Source organism: Glutamicibacter sp. BW77 (assembly GCF_002332285.1).
Classification (GTDB): Bacteria; Actinomycetota; Actinomycetes; order Actinomycetales; family Micrococcaceae; genus Glutamicibacter; species Glutamicibacter bergerei.
In genome coordinates this window covers 1-17,903 of sequence record NZ_NRGT01000023.1, presented here as the reverse complement: position 1 = coordinate 17,903, position 17,903 = coordinate 1, and the positions used below count along the sequence as shown (strand labels likewise).

The window sequence follows — 17,903 nt, the reverse complement described above, 5'->3', positions numbered from 1 at the left end:
CGTACCTGATTTGTTACTTTCTCGTTAACCGTCTTTCCAGCGAGAGTGCTGGGGTCTACTGTGGAGAGTATGAAAGCTCCATTAGCAGGGGACATCCTTGATGCCCGTTCACGCCCCCTGCATGACTTGCGGATTTCGGTCACGGACCGCTGCAATTTCCGGTGTGTGTACTGCATGCCCAAGGAAATTTTCGGTCGTGACTTCGTCTTCCGTGAGCGCTCCGAGCTGCTGAGCTTCGAGGAGATTGAACGTCTGGCTCGCGTTTCGGTGTCCCTTGGTGTCACCAAGCTGCGTTTGACCGGTGGTGAACCATTGCTGCGTCGCGGCATCGTGGATCTGGTGGCGATGCTGTCCAAGCTGCGCACCCCCGAAGGTCAGCCGGTGGATCTGGCGATGACTACCAATGGCTCTGCTTTGCCGGTGCTCGCCCCCGCATTAAAAGCAGCCGGCCTGAACCGCGTCACCATCTCCCTGGATTCCTTGGATGATGAAAAGTTCAAGACCATCAACGACGTGGATTTCCCGGTCTCCAAGGTTCTGCAAGCGATTGAGGTGGCCCGCGAAGTCGGCCTGGGGCCGGTCAAGGTCAACACCGTCATCAAACGCGGTGTCAACGACGGTGAAATCCTTTCCCTGGCGGAGCACTTCCGTGGCACCGGGACCATCCTGCGCTTCATTGAATTCATGGATGTGGGCACCACCAACGGCTGGAAGCTGGATGAGGTGCTGCCCTCGGCAGAAGTCGTCTCCATGATCAACAAGCGCTGGGCGCTGGAGCCGGTGACGAAGACCGAACCGGGCGAAACCGCCAACCGCTGGCGCTATCAGGACGGCGCCGGGGAGATCGGCGTGATCTCCAGCGTCACCAATGCCTTCTGCGGCAGCTGCTCACGCGCCCGGGTTTCGGCCGAGGGCCAGCTATACACCTGCCTTTTTGCCGGCTCCGGCTATGACTTGCGCCAGCTGATGCGCGACGGGATCAGCGATGAAGATCTTGCTGCCGCGTTGACCGGACACTGGCGCAAGCGCGATGACAACTACTCGGAGTTGCGTGCCGCGCTGAGCCCGGGCAACCGCAAGCGCATCGAGATGTCCTACATCGGCGGCTAGCCCATCGTTTTCTGCCCGTCCAGGGATTCGCGGATGATGTCCGCATGTCCACAATGCTGGGTGGTTTCGGCGATGATATGCAGCAGCGTGCGGCGTACCGACCACTGCTGATCGACAAACCACGGAGCTACGGGCAGCTCGTGGACCGTATCCAGATCCACGTCGGCCAGTAACGTATCGGTGCGGTTAGCTACCTGCGTATAGTTTTCCAGCAGCTCGTCCAGGCGTTCTCCGGGCAACATCCGCAATTCGTCCTGGAAGGACTCAATTGCTTCAGGTGGCATCTTGCTGAAGTCTGTCCCGTCCCAAGCCATGGCGGCCCGTCCCTTGACGATGAATTCCTGCCACTGCTTCTCCACTGCGGTTACATGCTTGACCAATCCTCCGAGGGTCAGTTCGCTGTCGGTGGTGCGCTGCGCCGCCTGCTCGTCGCTGAGTCCGCGGACGGTGAAGCGCAGGAAATGACGGGCGTTGGCTAGCGCCTGGAACAGGTCCGCGCGTTCCCCTGTCAGAGCGGTTTCGGTGATGGCCATGGTGTTCATAGTTGCCTCCTGGCATAAGCTGCTGCCGGTATTTCCGGCTGTTATTACCAGAGTAGATACAATAAGTGCCAGTTTTTGTCCTCAATTGAGGCAGACTTGTTGCATGAGTACCAGCACCAGATTTTTGCGTTTGCTCTCCTTGCTGCAGACCCACCGCTACTGGTCCGGCGACGAGCTGGCGCAGCGGCTGGACGTCAGCTTGCGCACCGTACGCCGGGACATCGACCGGCTGCGCGATCTGGGCTATCCAGTACAGGCAGATCGTGGGGTGGGCGGCGGCTATCAGCTGGCGTCCGGTGCGGCCCTGCCCCCGTTGGTGCTTGACGACGAGGAAGCCGTGGCGCTAGTGGTCGCGTTGCAATCCACCGTTCACTCAGGTTCTTCCGTACTGGCCGAGGCCGCGCTGCGGGCGATGGGCAAAGTTGTGCCGGTGCTTCCGGCCAGGTTGAGACAGCGGGCGCAGGCACTGACTGCGAGCACCGTCCCGCTGGATTCGCAGTCACCCGCACCCGATCCTGTGGATCCCGCGGTGCTGGTGGCCTTTGCCCAAGCATGCCGCGACCATGAACGAATCGCGTTCGACTACCGGGATGCCAAAGGAGCCCCCAGCTCGCGCAGGGTCGAGCCGGTACAGCTGGTGAATGTGGGCAACCGCTATTATCTGGTGGCTTTTGATCTGGATCGCGATGATTGGCGCAGCTTCCGAGTAGACCGTGCACAGAACCCCTCACCCAGGGCGGGGTCTGTAAGTTTAACGGTGTAACTCCTACTCAGGAGATAATAAATGAACACCGAAAACCTCGATGCTCCCAGCATCGAAAAGACCACCGAGGACGCAGTGGCCAAGAACCCAACATCCCGTACCTTTGATCCCAAACTCATCGACCAGCTCGTCGGCCAAGCCCGTGAACAAGGCCTGGCCATCGACGGGGAAAACGGGCTTCTCGCCGCACTGACCAAAAGAGTCGTCGAATCAGCCCTCGAAGGGGAAATCACCGACCACCTCGGCTACGAGAAACACGAACGCGGCGACGCAGATAACTCACGTAATGGCATCCGCAGCAAAACCGTCCAAACCAAAGGCGGACCGATCAGCATCGACATTCCCCGCGACCGCGAAGGCTCTTTTGAACCAGCAATCGTGAAGAAACGACAACGACGCCTGGGTAGCATCCAAGACGTCGTTCTGTCCCTCTCTGCCCGAGGCATGACTCACGGTGATATCGCAGCCCACCTAGCCGATGTGTATGGCACTACGGTGTCCAAGACAACTATTTCTACCATTACCGACAAGGTTTTGGAGGGAATGAGCGAATGGCAAAACCGCCCTCTGGACCCTGTCTACCCGGTGGTGTTCATTGATGCGATCCACGTCAAAATCCGTGACGGGCAGGTTGCCAACCGTCCGATCTACGTCGCCCTGGCAGTGACCGCCGAAGGCAACCGAGACATCTTGGGTCTGTGGGCTGGAGACGGTGGGGAAGGAGCGAAGTACTGGCTGCAAGTGCTTACCGAAATCAAGAATCGTGGCACCGAAGACGTGCTCATGGTGGTCTGCGACGGACTGCAGGGTCTGCCTGATTCCGTGGCGGCTGTGTGGCCTGAAACGGTAGTGCAGACCTGCGTGGTGCATCTGATGCGTAATTCGTTCAAGTACGCGTCCAAGGCTGACTGGCCAGCAATCTCTGCCGGACTGAAGCTGGTCTACCACGCTGCGACGCTCTCTGAAGCTGAGGACCGCTTTGCGGACTTCAAGACGGAGTGGGAAGAACGGTATCCGGCGGTGATCCGTTTGTGGCAGAGGGCGTGGAGCGAGTTTGTCCCGTTTCTGCAGTTTGACCGTGAGATCCGTCGGATTGTGTGCACCACGAACGCAATTGAGTCGGTTAACGCCCGGATTCGTAAGGCGGTGAAGGCCCGGGGGCATTTCCCGACCGAGCAGTCTGCGTTGAAGTGCGTTTATATGGCGTTGATGGCGTTGGATCCCACTGGCCAGGGGCGGGCGCGGTGGACTCAGCGTTGGAAGCCGGCGTTGAATGCCTTCGATATTGCGTTTGACGGTCGTCTGAGCGCACGGATGTAAGTTGTTGTTATAAGAATAGTTACACCGTTATCTTGACAGTCCCGCTCGAGGTGCTGGCCGCGACGTTGGTCGTCCTGGTCCTGTGGGTGACCATTCCTGCCCCTGATCTGGCGTTGAGAATCACCCAGATCGCGCTCGGCGTCGTGGCAATCACAGGTGTTGGCTTACGTCACTTCTACCCACGGATAGCGTTCACGCTCGCGTTTATCAGCACGGTCGTTGCAGCAGTGCTTGGCCTTACCGTTGACCCACTATTGCTGGCTGGTATCGCCTTGAATTCGGTCGCAGCCCAGCATGGCCGCCGGGCTTTTGCTCCGTGGATGCTGGGCGTCGTTCTTGCCGGGGCATTCATATCGATATTTATTAATGTTTCCGGTTCCGAAGATGACATGCGCAACGTGTTGTTCAGCGGTATCACGTTGTGCGGGGCGTGGGCTTTGGGAGTGAAAACCCGCACGGCACAGCAATTAGTTGCCGCGAACGCAGCGATCGAAGAACGCATGCGACTGGCTAGAGATGTTCATGACGTGCTTTCCCATTCCTTGGGAACGATCGGTGTCCAAGCAAGCGTGGCAGCACACATTGACGGGCTCAATCAGGTGCAGCTACGCTCCACCCTGCGAGACATTGAACAGCTTTCTCGCTCGTCCATCGCCGAACTCAAAATGCTGCTCAGCACGACGCGGAGAACGGATGACGAAACCGCACTCCCGGCGGCACTGCCGAATTTGCTGGCCGAGACCGCGCGTACGGCCGAACAATCTGGTGTCCTGACGACCATCACTGCCACCGGTATCGAGGAATTGCCGGCCGCGCACCGCATCACCACACATCGCATTGTGCGAGAGGCAGTCAGCAACATGATCCGGCACTCCGGGGCAACCCAATGCGACATCAAAGTCACAGCAACGGATCGCTCGGTGACCGTCACCGTCACCGACAACGGCCGTGGCGATATCTCGCACGGAAATGGCGGGTTTGGACTGATGGGAATGCAAGAGCGTGTGAACCTGCTCGGCGGAACCTTCCAAGCCGGGACCCTCCCTGCCGGAGGATTCGGAATATCGGCAGTACTGCCCCTGGCCCACGGAGAATATGGTGAAAATGAGTGACATGATTCGGGTTCTGATCGCAGATGACCAAGAACTCTTGCGCGGGTCCTTCCGTCTTCTGGTAGACAGTGCCCCGGGCATGATGGTCGTGGCTGAGGCTGCCGACGGAGAAGAAACCACCGCACTCTGCGCCCAACATCGCCCAGACGTGGTGTTGATGGACGTGCAGATGCCCCGGATGAGCGGGCTGGAGGCAACCCGTGCGCTTTGTTCTCAGCCGGACGGCCCGAAAGTTATCGTGCTGACGATGTTCGACCTCGATGAGTACGTCTATGAGGCGCTTCGTGCCGGGGCATCCGGGTTTCTCCTCAAGAACTCGCCTCCTGCCGAATTGTTGCGCGCGATCAAGGTGGTCCACGAGGGTAATGCCCTGCTGGCCCCCGAAATCACCAAGCGGCTCATCTCCACGCTGGCACCCCTTCCGAATGCTTCCACCATACGAGCGGGTGTGCCGCGAACGGATGCACGGTTGGATCGATTGACCGTGAGAGAACGTGAAACCTTCACGCTGATCGCCCGCGGCAGATCAAACGACGAAATCGCCACCGAGCTCCACCTGTCCCGGATGACGGTGCGAACCTATGTCAGTCGCATCCTCACCAAACTCGACTCCCGCGACCGCGCCGGACTGGTCGTCATCGCCTACGAAACAGGATTCATCACGCCCTGACAATCAGGTTCCTCATCGTTGACCGAGCAGAACTGTCAACATTCGCGGACTGCATTCACCCTTGAGCACTGGTAGGTGACTGCGAAATTGTTCCAAAGTGTCAACACCAGGGGACAGAGACCGATCACGGTTCTTGTTTGACTTGAACCTATGATCGAAATCAACAATCTCGTCAAACGCCACGGCACCCGCAATGTTGTCGATGACATCAGCTTCACCGCACAACCTGGCCGCGTCACCGGGTTCCTCGGACCGAACGGAGCCGGCAAAAGCTCCACTCTGCGCATTCTCTTGGGACTGGACAAGGCCACCTCCGGAACGGCTCTGATCAACGGGAGCGCCTACCGCAGCATGCACAATCCGCTGCGCACGGTGGGGGCGATGCTCGACGGTCCAGGTGCCAACAAGGGCCACACTGCCAAAGCCCATCTCACGTGGATCGCGCAAAGCAACGGCATACCGCTCTCCCGGATCAGTGAAGTCCTCGCGAAGACCGGTCTGAGCGATGCCAGCCGCACCAGGATCGGCGGATTTTCGCTCGGCATGGGCCAACGCCTGGGCATTGCTGCAGCACTACTGGGTGATCCGGAAATCTTGGTGCTCGACGAGCCAACCAACGGGCTTGATCCCGACGGGATCCGCTGGATACGCCGATTTTTACGGTCCATGGCGGAGGATGGGAAAACAGTTCTCGTTTCCAGCCATCTGATGGGAGAGATGGAAGAAACCGCTGATGACTTTGTTGTCATCGCCCGAGGCCTGGTTGTTGCACAGGGCGCCGGAGACGAAGTCCGAGGAAACCACTGCAACTTGGAGACGGCATTCTTCGCACTCACCGAAGGACAAACAGAATATCTTTCCGGCAGAATCGATGGCGCTGAACAAGCATGATGAATCTCTTTCGATCCGAAACCACTAAGTTGTTCACGACCGTTTCAACATGGGTCATTGCCGGTGTGGCGATCATGGCGACTTGGCCGATGGCCCTGACCAACGCGGGAGCGTCTAATCTACCGGTAGATGACCCGAGACTCTTTTCGTCTGAGCCCATTCCACTGGAGTTCCAAGGGTTCGAGATGGCAGGGTTTGGATACGTGCTCGTGGTCGTACTGGCAGCTCTCTGGGCAGGAAACGAGTATGGCAGCGGAATGCAGATACGCACCACCCTCACTGCCACTCCGAAACGCGGACGGCTTTTCCTCACGAAAGCACTGTTGCTGGCGGTAAGTGTCGGGATCATCGGTTTCATCACGATGACCGGCACGATCATCATCACCCATATGGCTTCAAGCTCCGGCCTTGACCCATTGGGATTGTCGCCTGAAATCTGGAAGCACCTTGGCGGGGTGACCCTCGCCTGGACAGTGACCGCGCTCATCGCCTTCGCCATCGGGTCCCTCGCCCGAACTGCGATCCTGCCACTGCTTTTGATAACACCCTTGGTCATCGGCATTGGTGACTTCCTCGCCACGTTCTGGAGTGGCGCAAAGTACTTGCCCGTGGCAGCCGGAGCGTCCATGTATAGCGACCCCGCCGCCGGAACCTACCTCAACCCGCTGACCGGCGGAATCGTTCAAGGACTGTGGGCACTCGGGCTGCTCTTCGCCGCGTACGTTTCATTTTGCCGCAGAGATGTCTGAGACATGAGCATGCTCAACACCCTTCGTTCCGAACTCACCAAGGCGCTCACCTTGCGCAGCATCCAGGCCACTCTACTTGCGGCTGTCTTGGTGCCGCCCTTGCTAGCATTCTTCTCAGGTCTGGCCTTCGACCCCACACGCACTGCGGCGGGTGGTTTTCCCCTCGAGTCACATGGTTTTGAGACCGCAGGCTTCGGACAACCGATCATCATCCTGTTCGCAGCTCTTGTGGTGGGCACCGAGTACTTGGATGCTCAAGTGCGAACAACTCTCACCGCTACACCCTCACGGACCCGGATCATCGGTGCCAAAATCCTTGTCACGGCGCTACTGTCCTCGCTTGCTGCTGCGCTCTCCACGACAGGTGCCGTGCTCCTCAAACATGCCGCCCTCGGTGACCATGGACTCAATTTAGACCAATTCACAACATCCATGGCATGGAACCTTCTGGGGGTAATCATCAACTACACCCTGCTCGGCTTAATCGCTGCCAGCGCGACACTGATCATGCGCAACTACATTGCCACCATCGTGCTCCTCGTCCCGATGGTCCTGGGGCTGACAATCTCTTTGGTCGGTGCGATACCGGTGCTGAAGTTCCTTCCCGACCTGGCAGGAATCCAACTCCTGACCGCATATCCCGGCGTCGGACTCCTTGAACCGATACCTGGTGCATTCGTCATGACGGCCTGGGCACTCGGACTCGGAACTATTGGGTGGCGGCTGTTCCATGCCCGCGATGTCGGAACCAACTAGAGGCCCTGAGGAGTCAGCGGCGACGCCCACGGGGGTTGCGCCCGCAAGGGGAACCTTCTGCGGGACACCGTTCGCTGATTTCGGCTCAGATGCGCTTTCTGACCTCAGCCCAGGACTGGAGAAGGTTGCAGCTGGAGCCGGCTGTGGTAGGCGAGCTTGAGCTAGCCGACACAGATCGGTTGTTGGCCGGAGCGATCACAATCCCAGCAATGACGACCGGTATTTTCAACTGGAATCGCTTACTGCCCTTGTCTGTTCGGAGTCTGACTGCTCTTGCGGCCTGTGACCAGGGTCCAAATAGCGTCGATGACGAAGACTAAGACCCATATCTTCCCTGCACCGTACAAGAAGCTTGGGATTCCTTCGAGCTCGGGTCGTCCTCCGGAGGCGAGGTGTTCGCCGAAGTCGCTGGCACTGAATGAGTCCACTATCCAGGACATGCCCATGAAGGCCAGTGCGATCTGAGCGACGGCGAAAATGAGTAGATGCCAGCCGAGGCCACTGAGTTTAGAATTGTCTGTCTTGGTCGTTGCCATCATCTTTTCCTCTTGGTTCTGTTCGGATTTCCAGGACTGCGAGACTGACCTATTCGCTTCCTCTGAAGTAGAAACAGTCAGTGTCATTTCCGGGGTTGCCTCGTCTCGGGGGACGTTGGCGACGCCAGAGCGACGTACAGCCCACGGCGTGACGATGGCCCCGGCGGCGATGACGCCCGCAAACAGGATGCAGGCAACCTGCCAGGACGTTGTCTCATAGGTGACACCAGCCACCAGTACGCCGACTCCGGCACCGGCCAGCTTGGCTGACTCGTAGAGCCCAAACCCCTTTCCGGCGCGTTCAGCTGCCACCTGGGCGATGACGGATTGCTCGATCGGGATAATCGCTGCCCACGCTGCAGCACTAAGAATCCACAAGGCGGTAATCAGCAAAGGTGAGGGCGCGAACGCCAAAGTGAACGCGAATGTGGCACTGGATAGCGCAGCGATAGCTGCGACTCTGTGCCGCCCGATCCTCATGGTGATCCGGTGCGCCGGCCCTGGAATCAGGCTCATCATAATGGCTCCAGGCAGGAACACCAACGCGATAGAAACCACATCGAGATCGAAGGCCCCTTGAAGGTGCAACAGCAACAGCAATCCAATTGCTGCTTCAGCCAGCGAGGTTAGTCCGGTAGCAAGCAACATTGGTCGTAGCCGCTGCGTCGGAAAGTCAGACTCTGCCCGTTTCGAGGACGCAGCGGGGCGTCGAGGTGCTGTTGCGATCATTACCGCCGAGACAAAGCAGGCGCCGGAAGCGGCCAAGAAAACACCTTGGAAGTTCAATGAACCTATCAGCGTCAGGCCGGCGACGAAGGCCACCCATGAACCAGTTTCCTGCCACGTCATCAACTTCGGGAAAGCAAACGAATCTGAACCTGCCGACTCGCTAACTATGGCCCGTAAAGCCACCCAGAACAGTGCGCCCCCAAGACCACCAAGTACTGCAGAGAAGAATGCCATAGCAGGGCCCGTGGACAGAGCGTATCCAGCGCACGAGAGCCCATACAGCACTGCCCCGGTTGCTACAATAATCCGGCGTTCCCACATGTCGGCCAGCAATCCGGCGGGGAACCTAGCAGCAAAAGAGACAAAGAGTTCCGTAGCAACCAAAATCCCGATTACCGTCGCATTGAGCCCAAGTGCCGCGCCCGCCCACAAGGGGATCAAGAAATCCAGCAAGTCCGCGGGGCCACCGACCAGCGCTGCCGACCACCTCGCTGCGGACTGGCGCACAGGAGCACTCGGGGCAACCGGGGAAGATTTCATGATCCTAGAATACACACGTATTCTAGGATCATGAGTGCAGGGGTAAATAAGCGGGATGTCTTTGCCGCATCGGTACTGGACCTGATTGTCCGCGGAGGCATCCAATCTGTCAGCATCCGCACCGTGGCAGCAAATTCGGGCTGGTCCGTCGGCGCATTGCAAAAGACATTCTCCAACAAGGATGCCTTGCTCCGTGCCGCCGTCGATCTGGTTATCTCCAGAGCCGAGGCGCGTATGGACGCTCTCACTTTCAGCGGAGACTCCGTAGACTACCTGGTTCGCTTGGTCGAGGAAACCTTGCCCCTCGACCAGCAGCGCACGGAAGAGGCCATTGCCTGGAATGCGTTCGCTGCCGAGGCTATCCACACACCTTGGATCGCCGAAATCCTTATAGGCCAGGATCAGCTGGTTTCTGACCAATTGGTAGAGGCCTTGCGGTCTTTCGGTGCAGCACAGCCGGAAGCTGCTGCGGCTGGCATCATTGCAGTTTCAGACGGCCTTACGCTCCGGCTTCTATATGATCCGAAACGGGCAGCGGAATTCTGTACGGTACTACGACCGATCATCAATCACTTGCTCACCATCTAGGCCACCCCTAACAAGGAATCCCATAAGCGGAACCGCTATCGAGACAGGGTTTTCTCGAACAACAGATTATGTTCGTCGTAATATGCCTCGGTAACGCCGAGTGACCGCATTCCCAGGCGCTCACATACTCGCGGTGAGGCTGCATTGAGTGGATCAGTGACGGCAATAACGAACCGAAGTCCGTTGTTTGCCGCGTCCGTCATGACAGCGCTGGCCGCCTCAGTGGCATAACCTGCACCCTGGGCATCGGGGTGTAAATGCCAACCAATTTCCACAGGAGCTTCGCCTTCGACATCTATCGAGAATGGGATGGGTTTGAGCAGGATATTCCCGAACAATTCACCAGATTCGCGAGAGGAAATAGCCCAGAGCCCGTGAACAGGGTCGTCAATAGTACGACGACGAATGATGGATTCCACAGCTTCCGAGCGACCCGTCATCGGCTTTGCTTGAGGACCAAGGAATCGAACAGTCTCCCACCGGGACTCAAGATCGAACAGAAAGTCGGCGTCGTCTACATCCCATGGCCGCATGATCAATCGTTCACTGCTGATAGTTCTCATCCGTCAATTATCTAGTACAACGAGTCCAGTTGATGTAAACGCGAGCTCAGTTCCGGTAAGCCGGCCCTCTATTGGAGCGCCCGCAAGCGGAACCTTCTACGGGAAGGACGAGATCGCATGCAACACTTCCACGGTCGCATTCGTGGTCATTGTTGACGCGACGAAGCAATTGGCAGACAGATTGAAGGTAGCTTTTTGTTGGGCGAAGCTAAAGTTCATCAGATACTTGAAATCGGGCAACGAAGCAGCAGGGATTTCTCATCCCTGAAAAATAGGTAAGGCGCTACGTTACTTGATCCATTGCTGTACTGTTCCCAGAGCGAAAACGGCAAAGAAGAATGCACAGATCCAGAAAGCGACGAGTACCCAGTTTCTAAAGAACTTACTTTCCTGGGAACCCGTTCGTATTCGGTCCCGACGTTCCCACACGAAAATCCCGAGAAACAGCAAGGCCAGGAGCAACGTAATGACGGCTGCGGGTAACAAAATGATCCCACTTTCAACTGACCTGATGAAATGACTTTGGTGCTCAGGCTAACACGAGGCGATCAGCCTTATTTCGTATGCAGGCGGCATTGTGTCGCTACGAGGCACCGTTTAGGGAACGCTCTACGGGAAATCAACCGGCACGCGGAGTGATAGCCACATTAGACACAGCGGGGATGAATGATTTTTAAGCTGATGTGATTCAATTTTCAGATTTCTTGCTTGTCCTGAAGAAGATGTAGCCAAAGGCACCCGCAAACATGGCGGCCCATATGAAACGCACTGCTTCGTCGAGTTCCCATGCACCCAAAACAGCGAAGAAGGTTACGAATGTGAGCAGGGTGCATGCAGCGTTGACTATCTTTTCCATTGGAAGCCTCTGTTTGTGATTGGAGTAGTGAGTGAGGCACGCCTTTGGCGTCGCCAAGTTGCGCAGTGAACGTGCTTGGACCCAGCTGTCTAGAAAGGCAGGTTGTTTGCCTGCATTGGGTGCACGATGAGAATTCCGGTGACTTTCCCGGCGCCGTTGTAGGCAACTCGCCCGAGCCATTCGCCTGCTTCATGATTGATTTGCGTTTGTCCTGTCAGGCCGCCGCCGAGGTACTGGTTCAGTTTCTGTGCAACAACATTCGTGCCGTCGGCAGTTTGAATGGTGGTGTTGGAACAAGATTCGAACTGTCCACTGTCTGCCACCACTTGGTCCCAGACATCCATAACCTTTTTCTTCGTCAGGACGCGGGAACAGGTGAAGGTCATCAGTGATTTCACGGAACCGTAGTCACCTTTGCTGAGGTGCTCAAAGATATTTTCGGCTCGCGAGGTGAGGTCAATAATTGGGTTAGCCATGGTTTCTTCTCCGATGCCTGTCGTTGAGATGGTTCCGAATCGCTTGAATGCCGCCTGTCGAGTAATACCGAATGCGTTGCCTATGGCTTGCCATGACACGCCTCGCGCCCTAGCTACGGCAACGGAGCTCTCCAAATGTACTTGGGCTGCCTGCTTTAATGCCGATCCTAAACTCTCCCGACCAATCGTTCTCCAACACTGACCGTTCCTCATCATTGAGTGCAAATCAAGGCAGTGACCGATCCAGAAGTGGGCACGAAATCTCAGATGAGCTCATAGTTCGATGGGTCAAAGTTGCTTGTTTGGCCCATCGAAGTTATGGTTGGTGACACTACATGTTGTGCCTCTATGTTCGGTTGAGCACAACATATAGCTTGTATGCGTGCATCAGTCCAAAATCAATTGAGTGAAGGAGGAGATACTAAGGTGACCGCCCAAAGAAATAAATTCTTAGACCTCGCGGTACGAGAATTCAAAGATTCTGATTCTCCGGATCTCGTGTACTTTTCAAGCGTCTCGGAGAACACCAGTCGCTTCGTCGACCGACTGCAGTCGCATGCGGTGCGCATCCCGCTGCGACCCCGTCTGGAAGGGCTGATTCGGGTAACTAGGCCTTTCGTGCTGATCGTGCCGACCTATGGCGGCGGGGAGCGCGCCGGTGCTGTGCCGAAGCAGGTGGGTATGTTCCTGAACGACCCTGCCAACCGGGCACTGATCCGCGGGGTCATCACCGCGGGCAACACCAACTTCGGCGAGCACTACTGCCTCGCCGGCCCCATCATCTCGACCAAGTGCCAAGTGCCCGAGCTGTACCGCTTCGAATTGCTCGGCACTGACCGCGATGTCGAACGCGTCAGAGAAGGACTGCCCCGCTTCTGGGCGCAGCAGCACACAGAGGAAAGGAAGACGGCATGACCACTACCATCGACTCCCCGCAGGCTCTCACACGACCGGAGGGCATAGGGGCGCGAAAGGACTACCACGCACTGAACGCGCAGCTGAACCTGTTCGGCCCCGATGGATCGATCCAGTTCAGCAAGGACCGCGAGGCCGCGTGCGCATACTTCCGCCAGCACGTCATCCCGAACACCAAGGTGTTCGGCTCGGTATGGGGGCGGCTGGAATGGCTGATCGACAACAATTACTACGAGGAAGCGTTCCTGCGCGCCTACGACCCCGCTTTCGTTACCTCGCTGCACGAACGCGTGGAGATGGCCGGGCACCGCTTTGCCACCTTCCTCGGTGCCTTTAAATTCTTCACTTCCTACGCCCTACGCACTTTCGACGGGACCACGTACTTGGAGGATTTCGGGGAGCGCGTTGCCGCTACCGCGCTATTCCTCGGGCAGGGCAACGAAACACTGACGACCAGCTTGGCAGACGAGATGATCTCGGGACGTTTCCAGCCGGCAACCCCGACGTTCTTGAACGCCGGAAAAGCGCAACGCGGCGAGCTGGTCTCCTGCTTCTTATTACGGCTGGAAGACAATCTGGAGTCCATTGGCCGTGGCGTGAACTCGGCGCTGCAGCTGTCCAAACGCGGTGGCGGCGTTGCACTGCTGTTGACAAATCTGCGCGAGACCGGTGCGCCGATCAAACAGATCCAGAACCAGGCGTCCGGGGTCGTGCCGGTCATGAAGATCCTTGAAGACTCTTTCTCCTACGCCAACCAGCTCGGCGCCCGCCAAGGCGCTGGCGCGGTCTACCTTCACGCACACCACCCGGATATCCTCCGGTTCCTCGACACGAAGCGCGAGAATGCGGATGAGAAGATCCGGATCAAGACCCTGTCGCTGGGAGTTGTGATCCCGGACGTGACCTTCGAACTGGCCCGGGACAACCGGGACATGCACCTATTCAGCCCTTACGACGTGCAGCGAGAGTACGGCACGCAATTATCAGATCTGCCGCTCACCGAATACTACGATGACCTTGTAACGAACCCGCGGATCCGCAAGACCACGATCAGCGCCCGCGAGTTCTTCAAGACCCTCGCCGAACTGCAGTTCGAGTCCGGCTACCCCTACGTCCTCTTCGAGGACACCGTCAACCGCGCCAACCCGCTCGTGGGGCATATCAACATGTCGAACCTGTGCAGCGAAATCCTCCAGGTTAACACGCCCTCGACGCTAAACGCCGCCGGCGGCTACACAAAAATCGGGAACGACATCTCATGCAATCTCGGCTCGCTGAACATCGCCGCCGCGATGGCATCACCCGACTTCGGCACCACCATCGAGACCGCCGTACGGGCGCTGACGAGCGTTGCGGACCAGACAGACATCGATGCAGTGCCATCGATCGCAGCGGGGAACAACGCTTCGCATGCGATTGGACTCGGACAGATGAATCTTCACGGATTCCTCGCCTCACAGCGCATTCGTTATGGCAGTGAGGAAGGCGTTGACTTCACTGACATCTATTTCCTCACCGTCACTTACCACACGCTACGCGCTTCAAACCAGATCGCCATCGAACGCGGAACTGCGTTCGATGGGTTCGAGACCTCGACCTACGCTGATGGCTCCTACTTCGATAAGTACATCGCACGAGACTGGCTGCCTGCCACCGAGCGAGTCGCTGCACTGTTCAGCCAAGTAGGAATCGCGATCCCGACCCGTGAGGACTGGCAGGCGCTACGCAAGTCAGTCATGGCGCACGGCATTTACAACGCCTATTTACAGGCGATCCCACCGACCGGATCAATCTCGTATGTCAACAATGCGACCGCATCAATCCATCCAATAGCGGCAAAGATCGAAATCCGAAAAGAAGGCAAACTAGGCCGCCTCTACTACCCAGCCCCACACATGACCGACGACAACATCGAATTTTTCGAGGACGCGTACGAGCTCGGCTACGAAAAGATCATCGACACCTACGCCGCCGCCACCCGCCACGTCGACCAAGGCCTCTCACTCACGTTATTCTTCCGCGACAGCGCCACCACCCGGGACATCAACAAAGCGCAGATCTACGCCTGGCGTGCCGGAATCAAAACCCTCTACTACATCCGCCTGCGTCAACCCGCCCTCGAAGGCACCGAAATCGAAAACTGCGTCTCATGCGCACTTTAACGTTGAAACTCTGATCTGCCAGAAGGAACCCCCATGAATTCCAGCAACACTCTTCAACCAATCACCGAAATCTCTGTGACCCCGCCGGGCTACCGGCATGCCCCGGATGCCCGCATACGTCCTATCAACTGGAACCGTGTCGGCGATGACAAAGACCTTGAAGTTTGGAACCGCCTCACCGCCAACTTTTGGCTCCCCGAAAAAGTCCCGCTCTCCAACGATCTTCCTGCCTGGCAAAAGCTCACCCAGGAAGAACGCACACTGACCATGCGAGTATTCACCGGGCTCACAGCGCTCGACACAGTCCAAGCCACCGTTGGGGAGATCTGCCAGATCCAAGATGCCCGGACGGAACACGAAGAGGCCGTCTACACCAACATCGCATTCATGCAAGCAGTGCACGCCCGTTCCTACTCCTCCGTTTTCTCCACCCTCACCTCGACGCCTGAGATTGACAGCGCTTACCGATGGGCCATTGCCAACGACCTACTCCAGGAACGGTGCAAAAAGGTACTTACCCACTATTACGGGGATGACCCGCTTAAGCGCAAAGTCTCCTCAACGCTGCTCTCCTCGTTGCTCCTGTATGCAGGGTTCTATCTGCCGTTGCACTTCTCCGTCCACGCGACACTCACAAACACCGCGGACATGATCCGGCTGATCTTGCGCGACAAGGCTGTGCACGGCTACTACTCCGGATACAAGTACCAGCGCGGCCTCGAAACCCAGTCCCCTGCCACGCAGGAAAACATGCGCGAATTTACCTATGCACTCCTCGACGAACTCTATGAACTCGAATTGCAGTACTCCGGTGAGCTTTACGAACCGCTCGGGCTCATGGACGACGTAGCCGTCTTCGTCCGCTACAACGCAAACAAAGCGCTCATGAATCTCGGCTATCCCGCCCGCTTCACACCTGAAGAAACAAACGTCAACCCCGAGATCCTCGCTGCCCTCGCACCAGGAGCGGATGAAAATCATGACTTCTTTTCCGGGTCCGGCTCTTCCTACATCATCGGCAAGGCCGAAGACACCAGCGACGACGACTGGGATTTCTAACCCAATCCTCATTCCCACATACTCGATCCTAGAAAGAGCATTGTCCCTTGAATAAGAACGTCTCCGTCCTCGTCGGCAGTCTGCGTCGAGGATCCTACGCACGAAAAATCGCCCACAATCTTATCGACTATTTCCCTGAAGGCTACAACGCACGCATCGTCGAGATCAGGAATCTACCTCTCTACGATTTCGACTACGATGACCCCCAGGTCAGCGACAAACCGACCCCGCCTGAATACGCGCTGTTCCGCAAGATCATCAAATCCTCCGACGGGATATTTTTTGTCACGCCCGAGAACAACCGCACCATCCCCTCCTGCCTGAAAAATGCCATAGACATCGGTTCCAAACCCAACAGCGATGTCGCTTGGGAAAACCTTCCCGCGGGAATCGTCAGTCACTCCGTTGGGCGTATGGGCGGGTACAGCTCGCAGAAGAACCTTAGGCTGGCCCTTTCATATTTCAACATGCCCACTCCCGGCCAACCAGAAGTCTTTCTTTCCCAGTCACCCACGCTTCTCGATGCAGACGGCCATGTGAACCAAGAATCCACAGTGGAATTTCTTCAAAACTATGTCTCTCGCCTTGTTCAGCTCATCGAACAAAACACCGATTCCCGCTGACCCTCTGACCAAGCTACAAGGAGAACCTACAATATCAACGCTCGTGCGATGCCGAACATGGGGGCGGTCCAAACAAGCCTAACCAGCAAGTTGAGCCGAAACATGGGGAAAATGGCTTAGAGCAGCGCGCTGAAGCTAATCCCTTTGAACTGAGCGAATGAAGTTTAGAAACCTCTTTTCAGCCCAGTTCCCTTTTCTCATTATTGAAGGTTGATAACTTCACGACTATTGCGATCTGCTTGTTATCCTGAATCCATACAAACTTCAGACCCGCGACGGGACCCCGCACGGTTCGGACCGAGCGTTTCACCTCACTCGTCCTTGCGGAAAACCCAATCGAATGGTCAGGCGCCCATATTGGTCGCCTGACCATTCGCATCTATCGGATACTTGAGCCGCCAAACGGATCGATTCATATGGCGCTTTGCAGTCTTCCCGAAGAAACTACACATCAAACTTCAAAACCAGAGCAGAACCATAGTAAGCAAACAAAGAGACATTCGACCCGCGTAAGCCACGCTGCCGGCTATACCCTCAGCAAACCAATTGCGTCGCGTTACTGCGTGATGCGGTTGCAACACGTCTGACAGGCAATTAAACCCCGCATCCTAAGCAACATCAGACCACAAAAAGAAGTGCACGCTTTCCTACTTCGCCCATATGGCTAAATCAGACCAATTCGCTGGCATACCCAGGCTGTCAACGGTGAGGCTAGAAGAGCTGGGAAAGCCATTTATCAGCTCGATCATTTTTTCGGACCAGTCGCATTCGGGATCGATCGATCGCAATAGATAGGCCATGATAGCTACTACGTTGTAGAGCCCGAAGACCTGCTTAGATGATTCCTCTTCTTTCAAATGATCCAGCAGCGGAATCTGGCCAAGCGCAGGTCGCTTCGGCGCAAAGACAAGTTTTCGGTTAAAGGGCTCTTCAGGATTGAGGG

General features: G+C 56.9%; 18 protein-coding genes and 1 pseudogene. 13 read left to right on the top strand and 6 right to left on the bottom strand.

Translation table 11 applies throughout. From position 1 onward, the window contains the following. Positions 1-69 precede the first annotated feature (69 nt). Positions 70-1,110 (top strand): GTP 3',8-cyclase MoaA, encoded by a 1,041-nt coding sequence (moaA, locus tag CIK74_RS02235; RefSeq protein ID WP_096254130.1) that lies wholly within the window; start codon positions 70-72, stop codon positions 1,108-1,110. Here the strand turns inward: moaA and CIK74_RS02230 are convergent. Then, entirely contained in the window at positions 1,107-1,652 is a 546-nt protein-coding gene (locus tag CIK74_RS02230; RefSeq protein WP_205738222.1) for a DinB family protein, read from the bottom strand. The genes moaA and CIK74_RS02230 overlap by 4 nt on opposite strands. A 103-nt stretch (positions 1,653-1,755) precedes the next feature. On the opposite strand from CIK74_RS02230, the gene CIK74_RS02225 reads away from it, so the two are divergent. The 7 genes from CIK74_RS02225 (at position 1,756) to CIK74_RS02195 (ending at position 7,913) form a co-directional block, all read left to right on the top strand. Next, the gene (locus CIK74_RS02225) at positions 1,756-2,415 is read left to right on the top strand and encodes a YafY family protein (protein ID WP_240520434.1); all 660 of its coding nucleotides are present in this window, start codon (positions 1,756-1,758) and stop codon (positions 2,413-2,415) included. 21 nt (positions 2,416-2,436) lie between these two features. Continuing rightward, positions 2,437-3,735, top strand: a complete 1,299-nt coding sequence (locus tag CIK74_RS02220; protein WP_096254128.1) for an IS256 family transposase — start codon at positions 2,437-2,439, stop codon at positions 3,733-3,735. A 32-nt stretch (positions 3,736-3,767) separates the two neighbouring features. Continuing rightward, entirely contained in the window at positions 3,768-4,847 is a 1,080-nt protein-coding gene (locus CIK74_RS02215; protein WP_141392841.1) for a sensor histidine kinase, read from the top strand. Beyond that, the gene (locus tag CIK74_RS02210; RefSeq protein WP_240520433.1) at positions 4,840-5,517 is read left to right on the top strand and encodes a response regulator transcription factor; all 678 of its coding nucleotides are present in this window, start codon (positions 4,840-4,842) and stop codon (positions 5,515-5,517) included. The genes CIK74_RS02215 and CIK74_RS02210 overlap by 8 nt, the downstream gene beginning before the upstream one ends. Positions 5,518-5,667: 150 nt before the next feature. Then, the gene (locus CIK74_RS02205) at positions 5,668-6,408 is read left to right on the top strand and encodes an ATP-binding cassette domain-containing protein (RefSeq protein WP_096254121.1); all 741 of its coding nucleotides are present in this window, start codon (positions 5,668-5,670) and stop codon (positions 6,406-6,408) included. After that, positions 6,405-7,157 (top strand): hypothetical protein, encoded by a 753-nt coding sequence (locus CIK74_RS02200; protein WP_096254119.1) that lies wholly within the window; start codon positions 6,405-6,407, stop codon positions 7,155-7,157. Before CIK74_RS02205 ends, CIK74_RS02200 begins: the two co-directional genes overlap by 4 nt. Before the next feature lie 3 nt (positions 7,158-7,160). Further along, entirely contained in the window at positions 7,161-7,913 is a 753-nt protein-coding gene (locus CIK74_RS02195; RefSeq protein WP_096254116.1) for an ABC transporter permease, read from the top strand. A gap of 239 nt (positions 7,914-8,152) precedes the next feature. Here CIK74_RS02195 and CIK74_RS02190 read toward each other — a convergent pair whose 3' ends face one another. Further along, positions 8,153-9,718, bottom strand: a complete 1,566-nt coding sequence (locus CIK74_RS02190) for an MFS transporter (protein ID WP_096254113.1) — start codon at positions 9,716-9,718, stop codon at positions 8,153-8,155. Between the two features lie 30 nt (positions 9,719-9,748). On the opposite strand from CIK74_RS02190, the gene CIK74_RS02185 reads away from it, so the two are divergent. Beyond that, positions 9,749-10,306 (top strand): TetR family transcriptional regulator C-terminal domain-containing protein, encoded by a 558-nt coding sequence (locus CIK74_RS02185; protein WP_096254111.1) that lies wholly within the window; start codon positions 9,749-9,751, stop codon positions 10,304-10,306. Between the two features lie 35 nt (positions 10,307-10,341). Here the strand turns inward: CIK74_RS02185 and CIK74_RS02180 are convergent, their stop codons facing one another. The 3 genes from CIK74_RS02180 to CIK74_RS02170 form a co-directional block, all read right to left on the bottom strand. Next, positions 10,342-10,869 (bottom strand): GNAT family N-acetyltransferase, encoded by a 528-nt coding sequence (locus tag CIK74_RS02180; protein ID WP_096254109.1) that lies wholly within the window; start codon positions 10,867-10,869, stop codon positions 10,342-10,344. A gap of 688 nt (positions 10,870-11,557) precedes the next feature. Next, a complete protein-coding gene (locus tag CIK74_RS18620) occupies positions 11,558-11,725 on the bottom strand; it encodes a hypothetical protein (RefSeq protein ID WP_170947703.1) in 168 nt (55 codons plus the stop codon). Positions 11,726-11,814: 89 nt separating this feature from the next. Further along, positions 11,815-12,300 (bottom strand): hypothetical protein, encoded by a 486-nt coding sequence (locus tag CIK74_RS02170; protein ID WP_096254106.1) that lies wholly within the window; start codon positions 12,298-12,300, stop codon positions 11,815-11,817. Positions 12,301-12,627: 327 nt separating this feature from the next. Between CIK74_RS02170 and nrdI the strand changes: the two genes are divergently transcribed. Genes nrdI through CIK74_RS02150 form a run of 4 tightly spaced genes read left to right on the top strand, consistent with a single transcriptional unit; the run spans position 12,628 to position 16,960 of the window. Beyond that, on the top strand, positions 12,628-13,116 hold the full coding sequence (nrdI, locus tag CIK74_RS02165) for a class Ib ribonucleoside-diphosphate reductase assembly flavoprotein NrdI (protein ID WP_096254105.1): 489 nt from the start codon (positions 12,628-12,630) through the stop codon (positions 13,114-13,116). Next, positions 13,113-15,278 carry a class 1b ribonucleoside-diphosphate reductase subunit alpha gene (gene nrdE, locus CIK74_RS02160; protein WP_096254103.1) on the top strand — a complete coding sequence of 722 codons (2,166 nt, stop codon included), beginning with the start codon at positions 13,113-13,115 and terminating at the stop codon, positions 15,276-15,278. The genes nrdI and nrdE overlap by 4 nt, the downstream gene beginning before the upstream one ends. A 33-nt stretch (positions 15,279-15,311) precedes the next feature. Beyond that, complete coding sequence (gene nrdF, locus CIK74_RS02155; RefSeq protein WP_096254102.1) at positions 15,312-16,337, top strand: class 1b ribonucleoside-diphosphate reductase subunit beta; 1,026 nt, start codon at positions 15,312-15,314, stop codon at positions 16,335-16,337. Between the two features lie 47 nt (positions 16,338-16,384). Beyond that, positions 16,385-16,960, top strand: coding sequence for an NADPH-dependent FMN reductase (locus CIK74_RS02150; RefSeq protein ID WP_096254100.1), 576 nt, complete (start codon positions 16,385-16,387; stop codon positions 16,958-16,960). A 647-nt stretch (positions 16,961-17,607) separates the two neighbouring features. Here the strand turns inward: CIK74_RS02150 and CIK74_RS02145 are convergent. After that, positions 17,608-17,903, bottom strand: a pseudogene (locus CIK74_RS02145) (Abi family protein); the annotation flags it as partial.

Excerpts from the sequence above, each read along its gene's own strand:
- CIK74_RS02230 (WP_205738222.1), bottom strand. The coding sequence starts at position 1,652 with ATGAACACCATGGCCATCACCGAAACCGCTCTGACAGGGGAACGCGCG.
- CIK74_RS02190 (WP_096254113.1), bottom strand. The coding sequence starts at position 9,718 with ATGAAATCTTCCCCGGTTGCCCCGAGTGCTCCTGTGCGCCAGTCCGCA.
- CIK74_RS02210 (WP_240520433.1), top strand. The coding sequence starts at position 4,840 with ATGAGTGACATGATTCGGGTTCTGATCGCAGATGACCAAGAACTCTTG.
- nrdF (WP_096254102.1), top strand. The coding sequence starts at position 15,312 with ATGAATTCCAGCAACACTCTTCAACCAATCACCGAAATCTCTGTGACC.
- CIK74_RS02200 (WP_096254119.1), top strand. The coding sequence starts at position 6,405 with ATGATGAATCTCTTTCGATCCGAAACCACTAAGTTGTTCACGACCGTT.
- CIK74_RS18620 (WP_170947703.1), bottom strand. The coding sequence starts at position 11,725 with ATGGAAAAGATAGTCAACGCTGCATGCACCCTGCTCACATTCGTAACC.
- CIK74_RS02185 (WP_096254111.1), top strand. The coding sequence starts at position 9,749 with ATGAGTGCAGGGGTAAATAAGCGGGATGTCTTTGCCGCATCGGTACTG.
- CIK74_RS02180 (WP_096254109.1), bottom strand. The coding sequence starts at position 10,869 with ATGAGAACTATCAGCAGTGAACGATTGATCATGCGGCCATGGGATGTA.
- CIK74_RS02195 (WP_096254116.1), top strand. The coding sequence starts at position 7,161 with ATGAGCATGCTCAACACCCTTCGTTCCGAACTCACCAAGGCGCTCACC.
- nrdE (WP_096254103.1), top strand. The coding sequence starts at position 13,113 with ATGACCACTACCATCGACTCCCCGCAGGCTCTCACACGACCGGAGGGC.
- CIK74_RS02205 (WP_096254121.1), top strand. The coding sequence starts at position 5,668 with ATGATCGAAATCAACAATCTCGTCAAACGCCACGGCACCCGCAATGTT.
- CIK74_RS02220 (WP_096254128.1), top strand. The coding sequence starts at position 2,437 with ATGAACACCGAAAACCTCGATGCTCCCAGCATCGAAAAGACCACCGAG.
- CIK74_RS02225 (WP_240520434.1), top strand. The coding sequence starts at position 1,756 with ATGAGTACCAGCACCAGATTTTTGCGTTTGCTCTCCTTGCTGCAGACC.
- moaA (WP_096254130.1), top strand. The coding sequence starts at position 70 with ATGAAAGCTCCATTAGCAGGGGACATCCTTGATGCCCGTTCACGCCCC.